This window comes from Corynebacterium sp. HMSC059E07, assembly GCF_001814395.1.
Taxonomy (GTDB): Bacteria; Actinomycetota; Actinomycetes; order Mycobacteriales; family Mycobacteriaceae; genus Corynebacterium; species Corynebacterium hesseae.
The window spans coordinates 148150-164800 of record NZ_KV816287.1 but is presented as its reverse complement, the minus strand read 5'-3'; the positions used below and the strand labels follow the sequence as shown (position 1 = coordinate 164800).

The 16651-nt window shown below is 58.7% G+C and carries 21 protein-coding genes; 15 read left to right on the top strand and 6 right to left on the bottom strand.

Annotated elements, in window-relative coordinates; translation table 11 throughout:
* Positions 1-5 precede the first annotated feature (5 nt).
* Complete coding sequence (locus HMPREF2967_RS04595; RefSeq protein WP_070563560.1) at positions 6-950, bottom strand: carbohydrate ABC transporter permease; 945 nt, start codon at positions 948-950, stop codon at positions 6-8.
* On the bottom strand, positions 950-2071 hold the full coding sequence (locus HMPREF2967_RS04590) for an ABC transporter ATP-binding protein (RefSeq protein ID WP_070563557.1): 1122 nt from the start codon (positions 2069-2071) through the stop codon (positions 950-952). Before HMPREF2967_RS04590 ends, HMPREF2967_RS04595 begins: the two co-directional genes overlap by 1 nt.
* Before the next feature lie 620 nt (positions 2072-2691).
* Between HMPREF2967_RS04590 and HMPREF2967_RS13540 the strand changes: the two genes are divergently transcribed.
* Positions 2692-3735 (top strand): LacI family DNA-binding transcriptional regulator, encoded by a 1044-nt coding sequence (locus HMPREF2967_RS13540; RefSeq protein WP_083303815.1) that lies wholly within the window; start codon positions 2692-2694, stop codon positions 3733-3735.
* A gap of 256 nt (positions 3736-3991) precedes the next feature.
* Here HMPREF2967_RS13540 and fdhD read toward each other — a convergent pair whose 3' ends face one another.
* The gene (gene fdhD, locus HMPREF2967_RS04580) at positions 3992-4825 is read right to left on the bottom strand and encodes a formate dehydrogenase accessory sulfurtransferase FdhD (protein ID WP_070563551.1); all 834 of its coding nucleotides are present in this window, start codon (positions 4823-4825) and stop codon (positions 3992-3994) included.
* A complete protein-coding gene (locus tag HMPREF2967_RS04575) occupies positions 4822-5070 on the bottom strand; it encodes a DUF6457 domain-containing protein (protein WP_070563549.1) in 249 nt (82 codons plus the stop codon). Before HMPREF2967_RS04575 ends, fdhD begins: the two co-directional genes overlap by 4 nt.
* A 310-nt stretch (positions 5071-5380) precedes the next feature.
* Here HMPREF2967_RS04575 and rpsH point away from each other — a divergent pair, with 310 nt between their 5' ends.
* The 7 genes from rpsH (at position 5381) to HMPREF2967_RS04540 (ending at position 8508) form a co-directional block, all read left to right on the top strand.
* On the top strand, positions 5381-5764 hold the full coding sequence (rpsH, locus tag HMPREF2967_RS04570; protein WP_070521703.1) for a 30S ribosomal protein S8: 384 nt from the start codon (positions 5381-5383) through the stop codon (positions 5762-5764).
* 14 nt (positions 5765-5778) lie between these two features.
* A complete protein-coding gene (gene rplF / locus HMPREF2967_RS04565; protein ID WP_070521700.1) occupies positions 5779-6315 on the top strand; it encodes a 50S ribosomal protein L6 in 537 nt (178 codons plus the stop codon).
* A 3-nt stretch (positions 6316-6318) separates the two neighbouring features.
* A complete protein-coding gene (gene rplR / locus HMPREF2967_RS04560; protein ID WP_070521697.1) occupies positions 6319-6720 on the top strand; it encodes a 50S ribosomal protein L18 in 402 nt (133 codons plus the stop codon).
* Between the two features lie 40 nt (positions 6721-6760).
* Positions 6761-7387, top strand: a complete 627-nt coding sequence (rpsE, locus tag HMPREF2967_RS04555; RefSeq protein ID WP_070521694.1) for a 30S ribosomal protein S5 — start codon at positions 6761-6763, stop codon at positions 7385-7387.
* A gap of 3 nt (positions 7388-7390) precedes the next feature.
* On the top strand, positions 7391-7576 hold the full coding sequence (gene rpmD / locus HMPREF2967_RS04550; RefSeq protein WP_039673747.1) for a 50S ribosomal protein L30: 186 nt from the start codon (positions 7391-7393) through the stop codon (positions 7574-7576).
* Between the two features lie 3 nt (positions 7577-7579).
* Positions 7580-8029, top strand: coding sequence for a 50S ribosomal protein L15 (rplO, locus tag HMPREF2967_RS04545; RefSeq protein ID WP_070685196.1), 450 nt, complete (start codon positions 7580-7582; stop codon positions 8027-8029).
* 140 nt (positions 8030-8169) lie between these two features.
* Positions 8170-8508, top strand: a complete 339-nt coding sequence (locus tag HMPREF2967_RS04540) for a hypothetical protein (protein WP_070563546.1) — start codon at positions 8170-8172, stop codon at positions 8506-8508.
* A 12-nt stretch (positions 8509-8520) separates the two neighbouring features.
* Here the strand turns inward: HMPREF2967_RS04540 and HMPREF2967_RS04535 are convergent, their stop codons facing one another.
* Positions 8521-10002 (bottom strand): FAD-binding oxidoreductase, encoded by a 1482-nt coding sequence (locus HMPREF2967_RS04535; protein WP_070685195.1) that lies wholly within the window; start codon positions 10000-10002, stop codon positions 8521-8523.
* Between the two features lie 17 nt (positions 10003-10019).
* Complete coding sequence (locus HMPREF2967_RS04530) at positions 10020-11327, bottom strand: class I SAM-dependent methyltransferase (RefSeq protein ID WP_070561301.1); 1308 nt, start codon at positions 11325-11327, stop codon at positions 10020-10022.
* A 380-nt stretch (positions 11328-11707) separates the two neighbouring features.
* Between HMPREF2967_RS04530 and secY the strand changes: the two genes are divergently transcribed.
* The 7 genes from secY (at position 11708) to rpsK (ending at position 16632) form a co-directional block, all read left to right on the top strand.
* Positions 11708-13033: a preprotein translocase subunit SecY gene (secY, locus tag HMPREF2967_RS04525; RefSeq protein WP_070521679.1), complete on the top strand. Its 1326-nt coding sequence runs from the start codon at positions 11708-11710 to the stop codon at positions 13031-13033.
* Positions 13033-13578, top strand: a complete 546-nt coding sequence (locus HMPREF2967_RS04520) for an adenylate kinase (RefSeq protein WP_070521676.1) — start codon at positions 13033-13035, stop codon at positions 13576-13578. Before secY ends, HMPREF2967_RS04520 begins: the two co-directional genes overlap by 1 nt.
* Positions 13579-13592: 14 nt before the next feature.
* Positions 13593-14387 carry a type I methionyl aminopeptidase gene (gene map, locus HMPREF2967_RS04515; protein WP_070685192.1) on the top strand — a complete coding sequence of 265 codons (795 nt, stop codon included), beginning with the start codon at positions 13593-13595 and terminating at the stop codon, positions 14385-14387.
* A 51-nt stretch (positions 14388-14438) separates the two neighbouring features.
* The gene (locus HMPREF2967_RS04510) at positions 14439-15230 is read left to right on the top strand and encodes a L,D-transpeptidase (RefSeq protein WP_070685190.1); all 792 of its coding nucleotides are present in this window, start codon (positions 14439-14441) and stop codon (positions 15228-15230) included.
* A 221-nt stretch (positions 15231-15451) separates the two neighbouring features.
* Entirely contained in the window at positions 15452-15670 is a 219-nt protein-coding gene (gene infA, locus HMPREF2967_RS04505) for a translation initiation factor IF-1 (protein ID WP_003854422.1), read from the top strand.
* Positions 15671-15855: 185 nt separating this feature from the next.
* Positions 15856-16224 carry a 30S ribosomal protein S13 gene (rpsM, locus tag HMPREF2967_RS04500; protein ID WP_010189542.1) on the top strand — a complete coding sequence of 123 codons (369 nt, stop codon included), beginning with the start codon at positions 15856-15858 and terminating at the stop codon, positions 16222-16224.
* A gap of 3 nt (positions 16225-16227) precedes the next feature.
* Positions 16228-16632, top strand: a complete 405-nt coding sequence (gene rpsK / locus HMPREF2967_RS04495) for a 30S ribosomal protein S11 (protein ID WP_010189540.1) — start codon at positions 16228-16230, stop codon at positions 16630-16632.
* Positions 16633-16651: the final 19 nt, after the last annotated feature.

Sequence of the window (16651 nt, the reverse complement as noted above, 5' to 3'; positions counted from 1 at the left end):
AATTCTTAAGACTGTTTCCGGCTTAGACGAAATTGGATGAGCGTGAGAACGAGGATGATGGCGAAAAGCACCATGCCGCGGGCTGAAGCTGCAGCAAAGTCTGCTGTACCGCCACCAAACGCCAAGTCATAGATGTCAAGTACGAGGGTCCTAGTGGATGATGCTGGGCCGCCGTCAGTAAGAACGTTGAAGATTGTGAATTCCTTCATTGCAGCCATGGACTGAGTCACAGCCAGGAATAGGAGCATTGGAGCAATTCCTGGAATGATGATGTAGCGCACGTACCTGATGCCGGTGGCGCCGTCGAGATTCGCAGCTTCTACGACGTCATCCGAGATCCCGTCGATAGCAACCATCAGCAGCAAAATGACAAAAGAAATACCGATCCACAGGTCTACTGTGATTGTGGAAAGTAGTGCGACTCGAGGACTGGTTAGCCACCCTACGGTCCCAAACCCGAGCATCGTCGCTAATTGATCAAAGAATCCGATGACGGGGGCAAACATATTTCGGAAAACGAGAGTGCCGATCGCCGTGGATACAGCCATAGGCACTAGCACTAAAGAACGCATCCAAAAAGTGCCCTTTAGTCGGTAGCTCAAGGGAAGCGCGATGGCCAAACCGATAGCGAGCTTGAGAACTACGGTGGTTACCGTAAACACCAGAGTTCGCACCAAAGTGGCACCGAAGGCTGGATCTGTGAACATAGCGACGTAATTCTCGAAACCAGCGAACCCTTTAGGTCGTCCAAAAAGGTCGGTTGAGGCGAACGACAAATACAGGGCGCGGAAGAATGGATAAAACTCAAAGATTAGAAAAAGGACAAGGGTTGGAAACAACATTGCCCAGGAAAGCCAGTCAATCCCTGCTCCGCGGCGCTGCTGTGCGTCCTCTTTGACGGTTTCCGCCGTACGGCGAGCTGAGGTAGCAGAGTTTGCGGTGATGCTCATTAGTTGATCCGCTCCTTTGTATGGCTGCAAAAAAGATGGAGCTTGTCGCGCTTGATGCGTACCGAAATGGGTGCGCCTTCGTCCAGCACCTCGGTGTTTGCAACGCGAACGAGAAGAGTTGCTGTGGTTTCCTCATCGCTGGTGTCAGAGGCTTTCGGGGGAGCGGCGACTGGTGAACTTTGCGGAACGATATGGACATATTTGTCGGAACCAAAGTTCTCGACATATTCAACAGTGCCCAAAATATCGGCCTCTGTTGACCCACATAACTCGAAGTCCTCTGGGCGAATACCAATGATGACTTCTCGGTCGTTTGGTTGATCTCGAAGTTCGGGTACAGGAAGAGTGAACCCATTGGCTTTCAGCTCTGAACCGTCTTTGACTGCAGAAACTAGGTTCATCGATGGTGACCCGATGAATGTAGCCACAAAAACGTTTGCGGGGCGTAAGTATAAATCCTCTGGAGTTCCGACTTGCTGCATGTTTCCTCCCTCCAGAACCGCGATTCGATCAGCCATGGTCATGGCTTCAGTCTGGTCGTGGGTGACGTAGAGCATCGTCGTCTCGAGCTTTCGCTGCAGACGGCTAATTTGCGAGCGAGTACTTACTCGCAATTTGGCATCGAGGTTGGACAGCGGCTCGTCCATCAGGAACACCTGCGGATTACGGACAATGGCACGCCCCATGGCAACGCGTTGGCGTTGGCCACCAGACAATGCTTTCGGTAGGCGGTCGAGGTAAGGCTCGAGTTCAAGTAGCTTTGCTGCTTCAGAGACGCGTTCAGCACGGCTCGCTTTGTCAACCTTCTGCATCTTAAGTGCAAACTCCATATTCTCACCGACCGTCATATGCGGATAAAGGGCGTAGGACTGGAAGACCATAGCGACATCGCGCTTAGAAGGCGGGAGCTGTGAGGCACGCTGATTGCCAATGAAGATTTCCCCACCTGTGACAGCTTCGAGACCTGCAACCATTCGAAGTGTCGTGGACTTACCGGAGCCGGAAGGTCCGACGACCGCTAGAAACTCACCGTCATGGACTGTGAGGTCGAGGTTATTGATGGTGGGTGTTTCATTGCCGGGGTAGAGCAGCGTAGCTGCGTCAAAAACTATGTCGGACATTGAGATAGCTTTCTGAACTAAAAGTGAACGAGCGTTATTGCTTTGATCTGCCGAATGCGGCGACATGGCGAAAGGTCGTAGGTCGCCGCCCTCTGGAAGCGAAAACACTGTCCCAGCTACAAGTAAACGGGATTACTCGGGTGCGTAAACAATAAACGAAGCGCCTCACGTCTTTTTTGGGGTGACATTTTTGCAGGTGGGAGCACTTTGCTTCGCTATTTCAAATCTGTGCAGCCTCCTGAACAGGGCGTTTACCTCTTTTGGTGATTGAGGGTTAGGTGAACAAGATTGCATGGTGGTTAACTGGCAGGATTTTGTTTACCCAATGCTCTGTAATGAGGCTAAGTTTCCCTTGGCGGAAGGGGGAAGTTTCCCCACTTGGGTAAAATGGCTTTTCTCACTTTTGGGTTAGTAGCGTCGGAGTATCTCCAAATGCCCCTCAAGCGGGGGTGTCTGATCGAGATATACTTAGTTGACGTGGCAAATGACCAGTTTCGATGAATGGCTGCGCAAATGGTGAAAGTAGAGCGGTAAAGGGCAACGGTGAGTACCGTTCAAGAAGGGCGACATAACGCAGCACTCTTCTAGCTCTGTCTTATGCTGCGAAGGAAGGGCTCTCCATGGGTGACTGTATTTCTAATGAAGCAGAGGGTCGACAGCCGACGCTGGGTGACATCGCTGCGCGAGCAGGCGTCTCTCGCAGCTCAGTCTCACGAGTTTTTCGGGGACAGAAGAAAGTGTCTGATGAAAACAGACGTAGGATCCTCGAAGCTGCGCATGAACTTGGCTACGTTCCGAATGTAATAGCTCGAAAACTATCGGCTCTTAGCGGGCGAACACTTGGTGCATTGGTCCGGGACCCTGCTAATCCTGCATACGGTTTACTTCTTCAGGAGCTGCAGGTTGCGGCTCATCGTCAAGGATATGATTTAGTTACTATGTCGGTAGCGCCAGGCAAGTGTGATGACCGGCAGCTAGACAGCTTGTCTCATCTCCTTGGCTTGGGGGTAGCGGGACTAATTGTCTCAACCGGAGATTTAGCGAGTGAGCTCTTGCTGCCGTTCTCAGAACGCGTACCAATCATCCGAGCAGGGCGACCGGAACCCGATGCGCTAATTCCCGCTGTGTCTTTCGATGCAGAACACGCAGGCAAGGTTTTAGCAGAGGCTGTTGTTAAAGCTGGCCACACGAAGATTGCGGTTGTGCGCACGTGTCCTGAAGTTTCGTTTCCTGAGTACACCCGAGCTCAGGCAACAATCGCGGAAATTCGTAAGCAAGGATTGGAGCCCTTTATTGTTGACGTGAAGTTCGATAGCGGGGAAGCGTATGTGGTACCTCTCATTAAGAGTGGAGCCATCACGGCTGTCATGTGTCCGACAGATTTGCGCCAGCTACATTACTTGCGTGTTTGCCAGGATGAAGGAATATCTGTTCCCAGCCATGTGAGCGTCACTGGCTGTGATGGGGCGTTGCCAGGCTTCGATATTATGGGTTTGACGACCTATTCTTGGCCTGTGCGAAAGCTAGCGACAGGAGCGGTAGCGTCCATTCTTGAGCTAATCGATGCTTATGGGGAGGTCGAGAAGCCGACCCCTTGGGTCCAGAGAAAGTACCAAGGAAAGCTAGTCCCCGGGCGTACTCTTTCGCCACCTAACCAAAGTTAGGTCTGGGATTCACGCAGTCGAGGTCGTGTTGTAAGCGAAGTATCTCCTGAAGAACTGCGCGGTAGAGCTGTGAGTATGATGTTTCCCGTAGTTAGGGAAACTGAGAACGCGGAGCCAGTTGAAGTGCTTGAGGTTTGGAAAGGTGCAATTGTAGCGATGGATCCGACGGTTTCGTAGCACTATTCATCGCGGTAATCGATCACTAGTACTACGAATTCCATATCCGGCGTTGCGACGATCCGCGCAGTACGCGAAGCTATCGTGTGACCAAGCTTCCGGAATAAAGGTTGAAGCGGTCGCCGCGGGCAAAGCCCACGAGCGCCATGCCGGTTTCCCGGGCGGTCTCAACCGCCAGCGAGGAGGCCGCGGAGACCGCAACGAGCATGCCGAAGCCGGCCATAGCAGCCTTGTTGACCAGCTCGAAGCTGGCGCGCGAGCTCATCACCAGGATGAGGTCGCTGGCGGGCAGCATTCCTTCCATCAGTAGGTGGCCGATGACCTTGTCGGCGGCGTTGTGCCTGCCGACGTCCTCGCGTACAACGACGGGTTCCCCCTCGAGCGTGAAGGCGCCCGCGGCGTGGATGCCGCCGGTTTTGCGGAACTGCTTCTGCTCCGCTTTCAAGGCGCCGGGCAGCTTGGCGACGACCCCCGGATCCACCGGCACCTGTGGGATTGAGTATCGCGACTGCTTCATTAGCGCCTCGATAGAGGAGGTGCCGCACACCCCGCACGCAGACGTGGTTGTCGTCAGGCGGAGATCGGCGAGGCTGATCGCGTGGGGGTTGGCTAGCTCAACGTCGAGCAAGTTATAGGGGTTGCGCCCGTCCACTGAGGCACCGGCGCAGTAGCGCGCCTCGGTGACATCGCTGGCCCTCTCGATGTGACCCTCGGAATGAAGAAAACCGTGGGTCAGCTCGACATCGTGGCCAGGCGTGCGCATCGTGGTGGTCAGCGTTTGTCCGCCCACGCGGATTTCCAAAGGCTCCTCGCCGGCGACGGTATCGCCGCGGGTATCGACCTGGATGACCTCTCCGTGCTCATCGAGGCGCACCTTGGTCACGGCGAAGGTGGCGTTGACGTGCCCGCTCATCGGTTGAGGGCCTCCTTGAGCGTGGCGATGTGGGTGCGGGCCTCGTCGACGTCCTTCGAGGCCAAACCGACCAGGTACGCCGTCAGCGGGGCAGCGGGGCGCGATTGGGTATGCGCGACGTCCTTGGTCAGATCGAGGAGTTCTCTAACCAAGGCGGTGGCGTCGGCCGGGGAGACGCCGACAAGCTCGGCAGCCTCCTCAAGCCACTGGTGTGCCGTGCGGATGGGGTCTTGTTCTTCACTCATGACTTCCCATGCTAACGCGTTTTGGAAAACAGCATGTCAGCGGGTAAAGTAAGCCGACGGACTTGCATTTTTCCTCCTCCGCGCCGCAAAAATGGCGCTGGAGGTGCGCAAATGTGCCAAGCCGGAAGAATTGAACACATCTACTTTGTTGTAGGCCCCTCGCCGTAGACAGCGGACCGTTGTCTGTATCAAAGGGTGGCGAGCGCCTCGCGGTATTGACCGCGGGGAGCGTGAGTAGCCCGAAATCACACGGAAAACGCTTTGGTGAGCTTTAAGGGAACCGCAACGAGAAAGGTTACAGGTCACTCATATGACTATGACTGATCCTATTGCCGACATGTTGTCGCGCGTGCGCAACGCATCCAATGCGCACCACGATTCCGTGTCGATGCCGACCTCCAAGCTCAAGGCGAACATCGCCGAGATCTTGAAGCAGGAAGGCTACATCGCTGACTACTCCGTCGAGGGCCGCGAGCTGTCCCTCGAGCTTAAGTACAACAATCGTGAGCGTTCCCTCTCGGGTCTGCGTCGCGTGTCTAAGCCGGGTCTGCGTGTGTACGCAAAGTCCACCGAACTGCCGCAGGTTCTGGGCGGCCTGGGCGTGGCCATCATTTCCACGTCTCAGGGTCTGCTTACCGACCGTCAGGCTCAGGAGAAGGGTGTAGGCGGAGAAGTTCTCGCCTACGTCTGGTAAGGGAGGATTGACACATGTCTCGTATCGGTCTAGCACCTATCGCCGTCCCGAAGGGCGTCGACATCACCATCAATGGCCAGGTTGTCAACGTGAAGGGGTCCAAGGGCTCCCTCGAGGTTGAGCTGCCGGAGCCGATCACCGCAGCCGTCGAGGACGATGAGATCAAGGTCTCCCGTCCGGACGACGACCGCAAGAACCGCGCACTGCACGGTCTGGCCCGCTCCCTGGTCAACAATGCCGTCGTTGGCGTGACCGAGGGCTACACCAAGAAGATGGAAATCTTCGGTGTTGGTTACCGCGTCCAGCAGAAGGGTAAGGACCTGGAGTTCTCTCTGGGCTACTCCCACCCGATCCTCATCAAGGCTCCGGAGGGCATCACCTTCGCTGTGGATGGCGCAACCAAGCTCTCCGTATCTGGTATTGACAAGCAACTGGTTGGACAGGTCGCCGCGTACATCCGCCGCCTGCGTAAGGACGATCCTTACAAGGGCAAGGGTATTCGCTACGACGGCGAGCAGATCCGCCGCAAGGTCGGAAAGACGGGTAAGTAAGCAATGGCTAACACTGAAAACGCAAAGCGCACCCCGGTTGGCAAGGACATTTCCTCGCGTCGTCGTGAAGCACGCGCGCGCCGCCACTTCCGCATCCGTAAGACCCTCCGCGGCACCCCTGAGGCACCGCGTCTGGTCGTTCACCGCTCCTCCCGCCACATGCACGTTCAGGTCATCGACGACCTGGCCGGCCACACCCTGGCCGCTGCTTCCTCCATGGAAGCCGACGTGCGTGCACTCGAGGGCGATAAGAAGGCCAAGGCTGCCAAGGTAGGCCAGCTCATCGCTGAGCGCGCCAAGGCCGCTGGCATCGAGAAGGTCGTCTTCGACCGTGCAGGCTACAAGTACCACGGCCGCGTTGCTGCGCTGGCCGAAGCTGCTCGTGAAGGTGGTCTGCAGTTCTAATGATTAAGGCATACGGAAACATCAACGGAAGGAACGCCTAATGTCGGACCGTGAACAGCGTGACGGCGGACGCTCCGCCGAGAACAACAACGACCGCAAGGGTCGCAACAACGGCCGTCGTAACGACCGCCGCAACCACCAGGACAACGAGCGCGATAAGTACATCGAGCGCGTTGTGACCATCAACCGCGTCTCCAAGACCGTTAAGGGTGGCCGCAACATGTCCTTCACCGCTCTCGTCGTCGTTGGCGACGGCCAGGGCATGGTTGGCGTCGGCTACGGCAAGGCCAAGGAAGTCCCGGCCGCAATCCAGAAGGGTGCAGAAGAGGCTCGCAAGAACTTCTTCCGCGTCCCGATGATTGCCGGCACCATTACCCACCCGGTTGAGGGTCGCGACGCAGCTGGCATCGTCATGATGAAGCCGGCCGCTCCGGGTACCGGTGTCATCGCCGGTGGTGCTGCTCGTCCGGTGCTTGAGTGCGCCGGTGTGCAGGACATCTTGTCGAAGTCCCTGGGCTCCGACAACGCTCTCAACGTCGTCCGCGCTACCGTGGACGGCCTCAAGCAGCTGGTTCGCCCGGAGGAAGTTGCTGCACGCCGCGGCAAGTCCCTCGAGGAGGTCGCACCGGCCCAGATGCTGCGCAAGCGCGCAGGTCAGGAGGCATAAGCAATGGCTCTGAAGATTACTCAGGTAAAGGGCCTTGTGGGCACCAAGCCGAACCACCGCGCCAACATTGAGGCTCTTGGTCTCAAGCGCATCGGACACTCTGTTGTAAAGCAGGACACCCCGATTATTCGCGGCATGGTTCACAAGGTGCGTCACCTGGTCACCGTCGAAGAAGTGGCAGGGGAGTAAACCATGGCTGATATCATCAAGCTCCACGACCTGCGCCCGTCCGCAGGCTCCAATAAGCCCAAGACCCGCGTCGGCCGCGGTGAGGCATCCAAGGGTAAGACCGCTGGTCGCGGTACCAAGGGCACCGGTGCTCGCAAGCAGGTTTCCGCTGCTTTCGAGGGTGGCCAGATGCCGATCCACATGCGTCTGCCGAAGCTCAAGGGCTTCAAGAACCCGAACCACGTTGAGTACCAGGTAGTCAACGTTGCTGACCTCGCAGAGGCTTTCGCTCAGGGTGGCGACGTCACCGTAGCGGACATCGTCGCTGCTGGCCTGGTTCGCAAGAACCAGCCGGTCAAGGTTCTGGGCAACGGCGACATCAACGTTAAGTTGAACGTCACCGCTGACAAGTTCTCCAAGTCTGCTGTTGAGAAGATCGAGGCTGCTGGCGGCACCGCCACCACCACCAAGTAAATCTCTACTCAGTAGATTTCTTCCCCCTGTCCACCGCATTCGTGCGGGGCAGGGGGATTTTTCATGCCTATTGTGCGCGCGGAGCTAAGAAGAGTAGTATGGCCCTTGGTTAAATCTTAGTAAGCGTTAAGGAGATTGTCATGTCGTCCGTATCTTCCATCGTGGCAACCGCCATCGCCGCACTTCTGCCCCTAGCTGGCGTTACTGGTCCCGTCGATGCACAGGAGATGCTCTCCCAGCCAGAGTCCGCCACCAGCACGGAGAACCTGCCCAGCGGCGAGCTGGCGGTGCAGCGCGAGCTGGCCCTTGCCACCCAGGAGCTCGGGCACGACTTCATGACCATTCGCTTTGAAGGCAATGACACCGCGCACATCGTCTTCCTGGAAACCTACAACCCGGATACCGACCAAGCCGCCGTGGACCGCGTGATGAAGGCTTTGGCCACCAACGGTTTTGATCGCGTCGATGCAGTTGCCTAGGAAGGCAGCGCGTTAGGCGTCGTTGACCGTCTTTTCATAGAGGCCGGGGAAGCGGCTGTCCGGGTCGGTGAGCGCTTTAATGCGCTCCGGCAGGTCACCGCCGTAGAGCTCGGCAAATTCTTCGGGGGAGTAGAAGGCTTCTGAGTACAGCGACTTATGCCCGCCAAGCTCGCTGACTTTAGCTTCGATGACGCGGTTGAAGGCGCCGTTGCCCGGGGCGGAGGGGTCGACGTGATTGCCCTCCACGCCCGACCAGAACCCCACGTTGACCCAGGTTTGGTCCGGGCGCAGCGGATACAGCGGCCACGGGGCGGGGGAATCAGCCGCGAGAGAGCCAGTGCCGACGAGGTCTTCGACGCCCTCACGTAGCCGAATCGGGCATAGCCATACCGGTTGTATATCTGAGGCGGTAAAGAACCAGCGCAGGAATTCCGGCAGGTTCTCCGGGGTGACCTCGATGTCCTGCACCACGCGCTCACCCCGCGGCAGGCCCTTTGGCTTCTTGATGAAGTTGTACTCCAGCTCGTATTTCCGGTCCAGGCGCACGAGCTTCCAGTAGAAGGAACTGCGCCGCAGCTGCCGCGGCCACACCTTGCGCACCCGCGGGTTCTGCGCGCCAAAGGCTCGCGAGCACCAGAACCAGTCAGTATCCCAGCGCCAGATGTAATCGCGCACCGTGAGGCGGTCGCGGCGAATACCCCGGGCGTGCTGGAGGCTGCGGTAGAAAATCTCCTCCCTCGTGTAGTCGGAGGTTGGGCCCTCCTCCTCCGTGAAACGGGCCATGACCAGGTAGGATTCCTCCGGAGAGAAGACCACGCCATCGAGGCCGTGGACATCGAGGCCGTCGTAGGAGTGGGTGCGGGAGACGTCGTCAAGCGTGCGTGCCAAGGACTCAAAGTCGTGGAAGCGCACCTCCCTCAGTTCCACGTAAGGCTTCACCGCGCGCAGCTCAATCTTGAGGCGCACCGCATAGCCCAAGGAACCGTAGGAGTTGGGGAAGAGGCGGAAGAGATCGACGTTCTCCTCACGTGAGCACGTGAGAATCTCGCCAGTACCGGTGAGGATGTCCATCTCCAGCACGGATTCGTGCGGCAATCCATCGCGGAAGCTCGTGGACTCCACGCCCATGCCCGTTACCGCGCCGCCGAGCGTAATGGTCTTGAGCTGCGGCACCACGAAGGGCATAAGGCCGTGCGGCAAGGTGGCGTCGACAAGGTCCTCGTAGGTGCACATGCCCTGAACCTCGGCGGTCTGCGCAATCGGATCGACCTCAATGACCCCACCCAGGCCGGACACGTCGAGCCCCACCTGCTCGCCGCTGCGCCCGCGGAAAAGGTTCGAGGTTTTCTTTGCCAGACGTACGCGCTTATCCTTCGGCACCGCGCGGAAGCTACGCAGGAGCTTATCGACGCCCTCCTCATGCGCCTTCCAGCCCACCGGCGGGATCTCCATGGCGTCGACGCTGCGGTGATTGCGAATGAGATCAGTCAACATAGAATTCCTTTAAGTCTTTAGAAGCGCGAATCTTCCCACCAGCGGCGCTCGGGCACGCCGGAACGAGAACCGGCCTCACCCAGCTTGACTCCCAAGAAGTGGTACAGGTTGATGATGTTGTGCTCGAAGCCCCACTCGGAGCCGGCCATATAGATGGCCCACAGGCGCGCGGTGGGAAGTCCAACCAGAGAGCAGGCCTCCTCCCACGTCTCTTTAAGGTTCTCGCACCAATCGTGCAGAGTGCGCATGTAGTCGAAGCGCAGGGATTCCGTGTGGACAACTTCGAAGCCGGCGTCCTGCATGCACTTCGTGATGGTGCCGGAGCCGGAGAGCTCACCATCGGGGAAGATATAGCGGTCGATGAAGCCGCCCTTCGGGGTCTTGTGATTATCCGGGTAGGTGATGCAGTGGTTGAGCATCAATCCACCCGGCTTGAGCTTGCCGTTGAGGAAACGGAAGAAGTCCGGGTAGTTCTTGACGCCGATGTGCTCGAGTAGCCCGATGGCGGAGATAGCGTCGAAGCCTTCCTCGGTGACGTCGCGATAGTCCATGAAGCGGATTTCCGCGAGGTCCTCGAGACCCTCCTCCTTGATCTTGGCCTGGCCCCACTCAGCCTGTTCCTTGGAAAGGGTCACGCCGAGGGACTTCACGCCGCGCTTGGCGGCGTAGCGCACCATGCCGCCCCAGCCGCAGCCGACGTCCAGGTGGCGGTCGCCCTCCTTGAGCCGCAACTTGTCAAAGATGAGGCGATACTTGTTTTCCTGGGCCTCATCAAGCGTGGCGTCGGGGGAGGGGTAGTAGGCGCAGGTATACGTCATCGAGTCGCCGAGGAAGAGCTCGTAGAAGTCGTTGCCCACGTCGTAGTGATCGGAGATGACTTCTGCGTCGCGCTCCTTGGAGTGCTTGGACAATCCTTCGTGCAGCTTGCGGCGCAGCCACGAGGCGCGCTCGACTTCCGGGACCGGCTGGATCTGGAAAGCTCCCATCGAGGCCAGGGAGCGTGCCACCCTGGCCAAGGTCTTCGTGTCCGGGCGGGTGAACTTGTCATACATGGCGTGCAGCGCATCGAAGATGCCGTAGGGGTGCGCCGGGTGCTCTCCCTCGACAGTGATGCCGTCGGTGACATAAGCGCGGGCAAATCCTACATCCCCTGGGTGAGTAGCGATATAGGCCAAGCCCTGGAGGTTGTTGATCTTGACGGTAAACTGCGCATCGGTTGGGCCGGTGGCGGAACCATCGAAAGCCTCCCAGCGGAAGGGGTTGGGGCTGGGGACGAAGGTATCGATAATCTCGGCCACGGTCATTGGGGAGAATCGCTTACTCATAAAACTACATACTTCTTTCGGTTCATTGGCTGGCAGAAAAAGAACGGCCATACTCCGAGACGCCCCGGGCGTCGCGGGGGAGGTCGAAAAGACGTAGAAATCTTGTAAGGACATTGCCTTCAGACAACACAGGCAATGGTAGGCCCAATCCGGGGATAGCGCTAAGGGAGAAACCAAAAAGGGGACCTCCGGGCGGCCATGTGCGGGGTTAATGTGGCGAAAGTGGCCAAGGCTGGTAGGGTAATGGGGTCAAAAGTGTTCAACCGTTCCTATGAGATGCCTTAAGAGGGCTCTTAGCTTTTGGGAACAGATGAGATCCACCCCCGTGCGCGGCGAATTCGAACCGCACAACAAGCGCGGTAGGCCAGGAGGATTAAGTAGTGTCCGCCATTTTGCAGGCTTTTAAAGATGCCGACCTGCGTAAGAAGATCATCTTCACGCTCGTGTTGATTATCCTCTACCGCGTTGGCGCGCAGATCCCGTCGCCGGGCGTTGATTACGCCACCATCGCCGGCCGCCTTCGTGACCTCACGGAGGAATCCGGCAACCTCTACTCGGTGATCAACCTGTTCTCCGGTGGCGCGCTGCTGCAGCTGTCGATCTTCGCCATCGGCATCATGCCGTACATTACGGCGTCGATTATCGTGCAGCTGCTCACCGTGGTGATTCCTCACTTCGAGCAGTTGAAGAAGGAGGGGCAGTCCGGTCAGGCCAAGATGACGCAGTACACGCGCTACCTCACCCTGGCGCTGGCGCTTCTGCAGTCTTCGGGCATTGTGGCCCTGGCGGACCGCGAGCAACTCTTGGGGCAAGGCGTACGCGTCCTGGCGGAGGACCGTAACTTCTTTACCCTCGTCGTGCTCGTTATCACCATGACCTCCGGCGCCATCCTCGTGATGTGGATGGGTGAGCTGATTACGGAGAAGGGCATTGGTAACGGTATGTCGCTGATGATTTTCGCCGGTATTGCTACCCGCCTTCCCACCGATGGTGTCAGCATCATGCAGAACAACGGTGGCCTCGTCTTCGCCATGGTGGTCGCCGGCCTCATCGTCCTCGTCGTGGGCATCACCTTCATCGAGCAGGGGCAGCGCCGCATTCCGGTGCAGTACGCAAAGCGTATGGTTGGCCGTCGCCAGTACGGTGGTTCGTCGACCTATCTGCCGCTCAAGGTCAACCAGGCCGGCGTTATCCCGGTTATCTTCGCTTCCTCGCTGATCTACATGCCGGTGCTTATCACCCAGATCGTCAACTCCGGCTCCCCGGGCGTGTCCGATAACTGGTGGCAGCGCAACGTGATTGCGCACCTGCAGGCACCGAGCTCCTGGCAGTACATCGTCCTTTACTTCGTCCTCACCATCTTCTTCTCCTACTTCTATGTCTCGGTTCAGTATGACCCTGCTGAACAGGCGGAGAACATGAAGAAGTATGGTGGATTTATCCCGGGTATCCGCCCGGGTCGGCCGACCGCCGAATACCTGGGATTCGTCATGAACCGCCTTCTGTTCGTCGGTTCGATCTACCTGGCGCTCATCGCTGTTCTGCCGAATATCCTTCTGGACCTCGGCGTGGGCCGCGCAGGTGCCAGCGGCACTTCCGCCTTCGGCGGTACCGCCATCCTCATTATGGTCTCGGTGGCCCTGACCACGGTCAAGCAAATCGAGTCCCAGCTCCTACAATCCAACTACGAAGGACTGCTTAAGTAATGCGTTACGTACTCCTTGGCCCTCCCGGTGCCGGCAAGGGCACCCAAGCCGCCCTCCTCAGCGAAAAGCTCGGCGTTCCGCACATCTCCACCGGTGACCTCTTCCGCGCCAACATTGGTGAGGGCACCCCGCTCGGCGTCGAGGCTAAGTCCTACATCGACGCCGGCAAGCTGGTGCCGACTGATGTCACCGCCCGCATGGTGGAGGACCGCCTCAACCAGGATGACGCCAAGGACGGCTTCCTTCTCGACGGCTTCCCCCGCACCGTGGAGCAGGCCGATATTCTTGAGAAGCTCCTCTCCGACAAGGGCCTGAAGCTCGACGGCGTGCTGAACTTTGAGGTATCCGAGGACGTCGTGGTCGAGCGCATGCTCGCCCGCGGCCGCGCGGACGACACCGAAGAGACCATCCGCACCCGCCTGGGCGTCTACCGCGAAGAGACCTTCCCGCTCATCGAGCACTATGGCGATGCCATCATCTCCATCAAGGCCGAGGGCTCCGTTGAGGAGATCAACGAGCGCACTCTGAAGGCGATGGGCAAGTAGCCCGTCTTTTTGTCATGGCTTTTCGTCGACGCACTAAAACCATCCCGGCCCGCACTCCGGGCGAGCTTGATGCCATGCAGGCGGCTGGCGAAATCGTCGGCCGCGCCCTGCAGGCGGTGCGTGCCGCCTCTGCAGTTGGCGTGAGCACGCTCGAGCTCGACCACGTAGCCGAGCAGACCATTCGGGATGCCGGTGCCGTGCCCACCTTCAAGGGCTACGGCGGTTTTCCGGGGTCCATCTGTGCGTCAGTCAACGACGTCATTGTCCATGGCATACCCAGCAAGGAGATTGTCCTCGCTGAAGGGGACCTTGTCTCCATCGACTGTGGCGCCACGCTTGACGGCTGGGTGGGGGATAGCGCGTGGACGTTTGGCGTCGGCAAGCTCAGCTCTGAGGCGCAGGCGCTGTCTGATGCCACCGAATGGGTCCTCCACGAAGGGCTTAAGGCCATGGTCCCCGGCAACCGGCTTACCGACGTCTCCGCCGCCCTCGAGCAGGCCACCTACCGCGCCGAGGATAAGTTTGGCGTTGACCTGTTTATTGTTGACGGCTACGGCGGCCACGGTATCGGCCACGAAATGCACGAAGACCCCTACCTGGCCAATGAAGGCAAGGCAGGGCGCGGTCCTATCATCCAGGAAGGCTCCGTCCTGGCCATTGAACCTATGCTGGCGTTGGGCACTGAGGACAACGCCGTGCTTGACGACGACTGGACCGTTGTCACCCTCGACGGATCGCTGGCTGCCCACTGGGAGCACACCGTGGCGGCAACGGAGAATGGTCCTCGAATTCTGACGCAGCGTTACTAAAACGCAACATTCAGGTAGGAAAACCGTGGAGGAAGGTTTATACTTCTCCACATGTCTAAGATTCGCTCCTTTGTTAGCGCTCGTTCCCTACGCCGTGCCACCGCAATTGGCCTGGTAGCCGCCACTCTCTCGGTTGCCCCCGCCGCAAACGCACAGACGGTCCCTTCGATTGATTCCCTGTCCTCCGACGTTCAGTCTCAGATTGATGAGTTCGCCGGCCAGACCCGTGAGAACGCGTGGAACAGCCGCAACCAGATGCTGGAGACGCTGCAGAACGTTAACCCGCAGGCCTCTGATGCCCTGCGTCCCGTCATCGACGGTGCCATTGAACTGGTCTTCCCGGGCCTCATTGAGCAGAAGAACGCCGAGATTCGTGCGGCTCGCGAAGCTGCAGAGCGCGCTCACGCTGAGCAGGTTGCACGCGAGAAGGCTGCCGCTGAGGAGGCTGCCCGCAAGGCCGAGGCTGAGCGCCAGGCTCAGCGCTTCGATGTTGGCCCGTGCCCCGCGGATGCCCGTATCTGCGTGGATCGTGATGGCCGCCGCTCGTGGCTGCAGGATGGCAACGGCAACGTGACCTATGTTGCTCAGGGCATGTCCACCGGTATGCCGGGCCAGGAGACCCCGGCCGGTACGTTCTACATCAACCGCAAGATCAAAGACGAGATTTCTTGGGAGTTTGGCAACGCTCCGATGCCCTACGCCATGTACTTCACCAATAACGGCCATGCTTTCCATGAGGGCTCCCCGGCATACCAGTCCAATGGCTGCGTACGCCTGACCCACCAGGATGCTGTGCGCTACTGGAATGATGTGCCGATGGGTTCCAAGGTCTTCATCTACTAGAACCGCAGCGGCTAGTAGCCGACTCTCTCGCATACCTCCCGCGCCTTTGGGCGATGGGAGGTTTTATATTTGGAAAACGCGTATCCGCAGCGTATGCTTTAGAGCTGGTGTCTGTACGCAGCCAAAGTGGTTGTGGAGGACACCAGGCAGTAGACACCAAACATGCAGGTGGGGGCGTCGTCAAGCGCGGCGCGAAGAACCCCACCAGAAAAGTAGAGGTTATGGCTAAGGAAGGCGCAATCGAGGTTGAGGGTCGCATCGTCGAACCCCTGCCCAACGCAATGTTCCGCGTCGAGCTCGACAACGGGCATAAGGTACTTGCCCACATTTCGGGCAAGATGCGTCAGCACTACATCCGCATCCTCCCGGAGGATCGCGTTGTCGTGGAGCTGTCTCCTTATGACCTAACCCGCGGACGCATCGTCTACCGCTACAAGTAAAGACAGTAAGCCTCCTCACCCACGGGACGCACTTGGTGCGTCCCTTTCTACCTCAGGCTGCGATGGCCTGAGCCCACGCTGCTAAGCATGCCCACAGTTCCCCGGCACGGCCCGGGGCGAAGCGTATGCGTGGCGGGGGACGGATGAGGAGAAAACCATCGTAACAACCCGAAAGGACTAGCCATATGGCACGTCTAGCTGGTGTTGACCTCCCGCGCAACAAGCGCATGGAGGTTGCTCTCACCTACATCTACGGCATCGGGCCTGCCCGTGCCAAGGAGCTGCTGGAAAAGACCGGCATTTCTCCTGACCTGCGCACCGACAACCTCGACGACGATCAGCTGTCGGCGCTGCGTGACGTCATCGAAGCTACCTGGAAGGTCGAGGGTGACCTCCGCCGCCAGGTTCAGGCTGACATCCGTCGCAAGATTGAAATCGGTTGCTACCAGGGCATCCGCCACCGTCGTGGACTGCCTGTTCGTGGTCAGCGCACCAAGACCAACGCTCGTACGCGCAAGGGTCCGAAGAAGACGATCGCAGGAAAGAAGAAGTAACACATGCCACCTAAGACTCGTTCCGGCGCGCGCCGTGGTGGTCGTCGCGTCGTAAAGAAGAACGTGGCCGCTGGCCACGCATACATCAAGTCCACCTTCAACAACACCATCGTGTCCATCACGGACCCGCACGGTGCTGTCATCTCCTGGGCATCCTCCGGCCACGTTGGCTTCAAGGGTTCCCGTAAGTCCACCCCGTTCGCAGCGCAGATGGCTGCTGAGAACGCGGCCCGCAAGGCCATGGACCACGGTATGAAGAAGGTTGACGTTTTCGTCAAGGGTCCGGGCTCCGGCCGCGAGACCGCCATCCGTTCCCTGCAGGCTGCAGGCCTCGAGGTTTCCTCGATCACGGATGCCACCCCACAGCCGCACAACGGCTGCCGTCCGACCAAGCGCCGCAAGGTTTAAGGGAAAGGAAGAGGTAAGA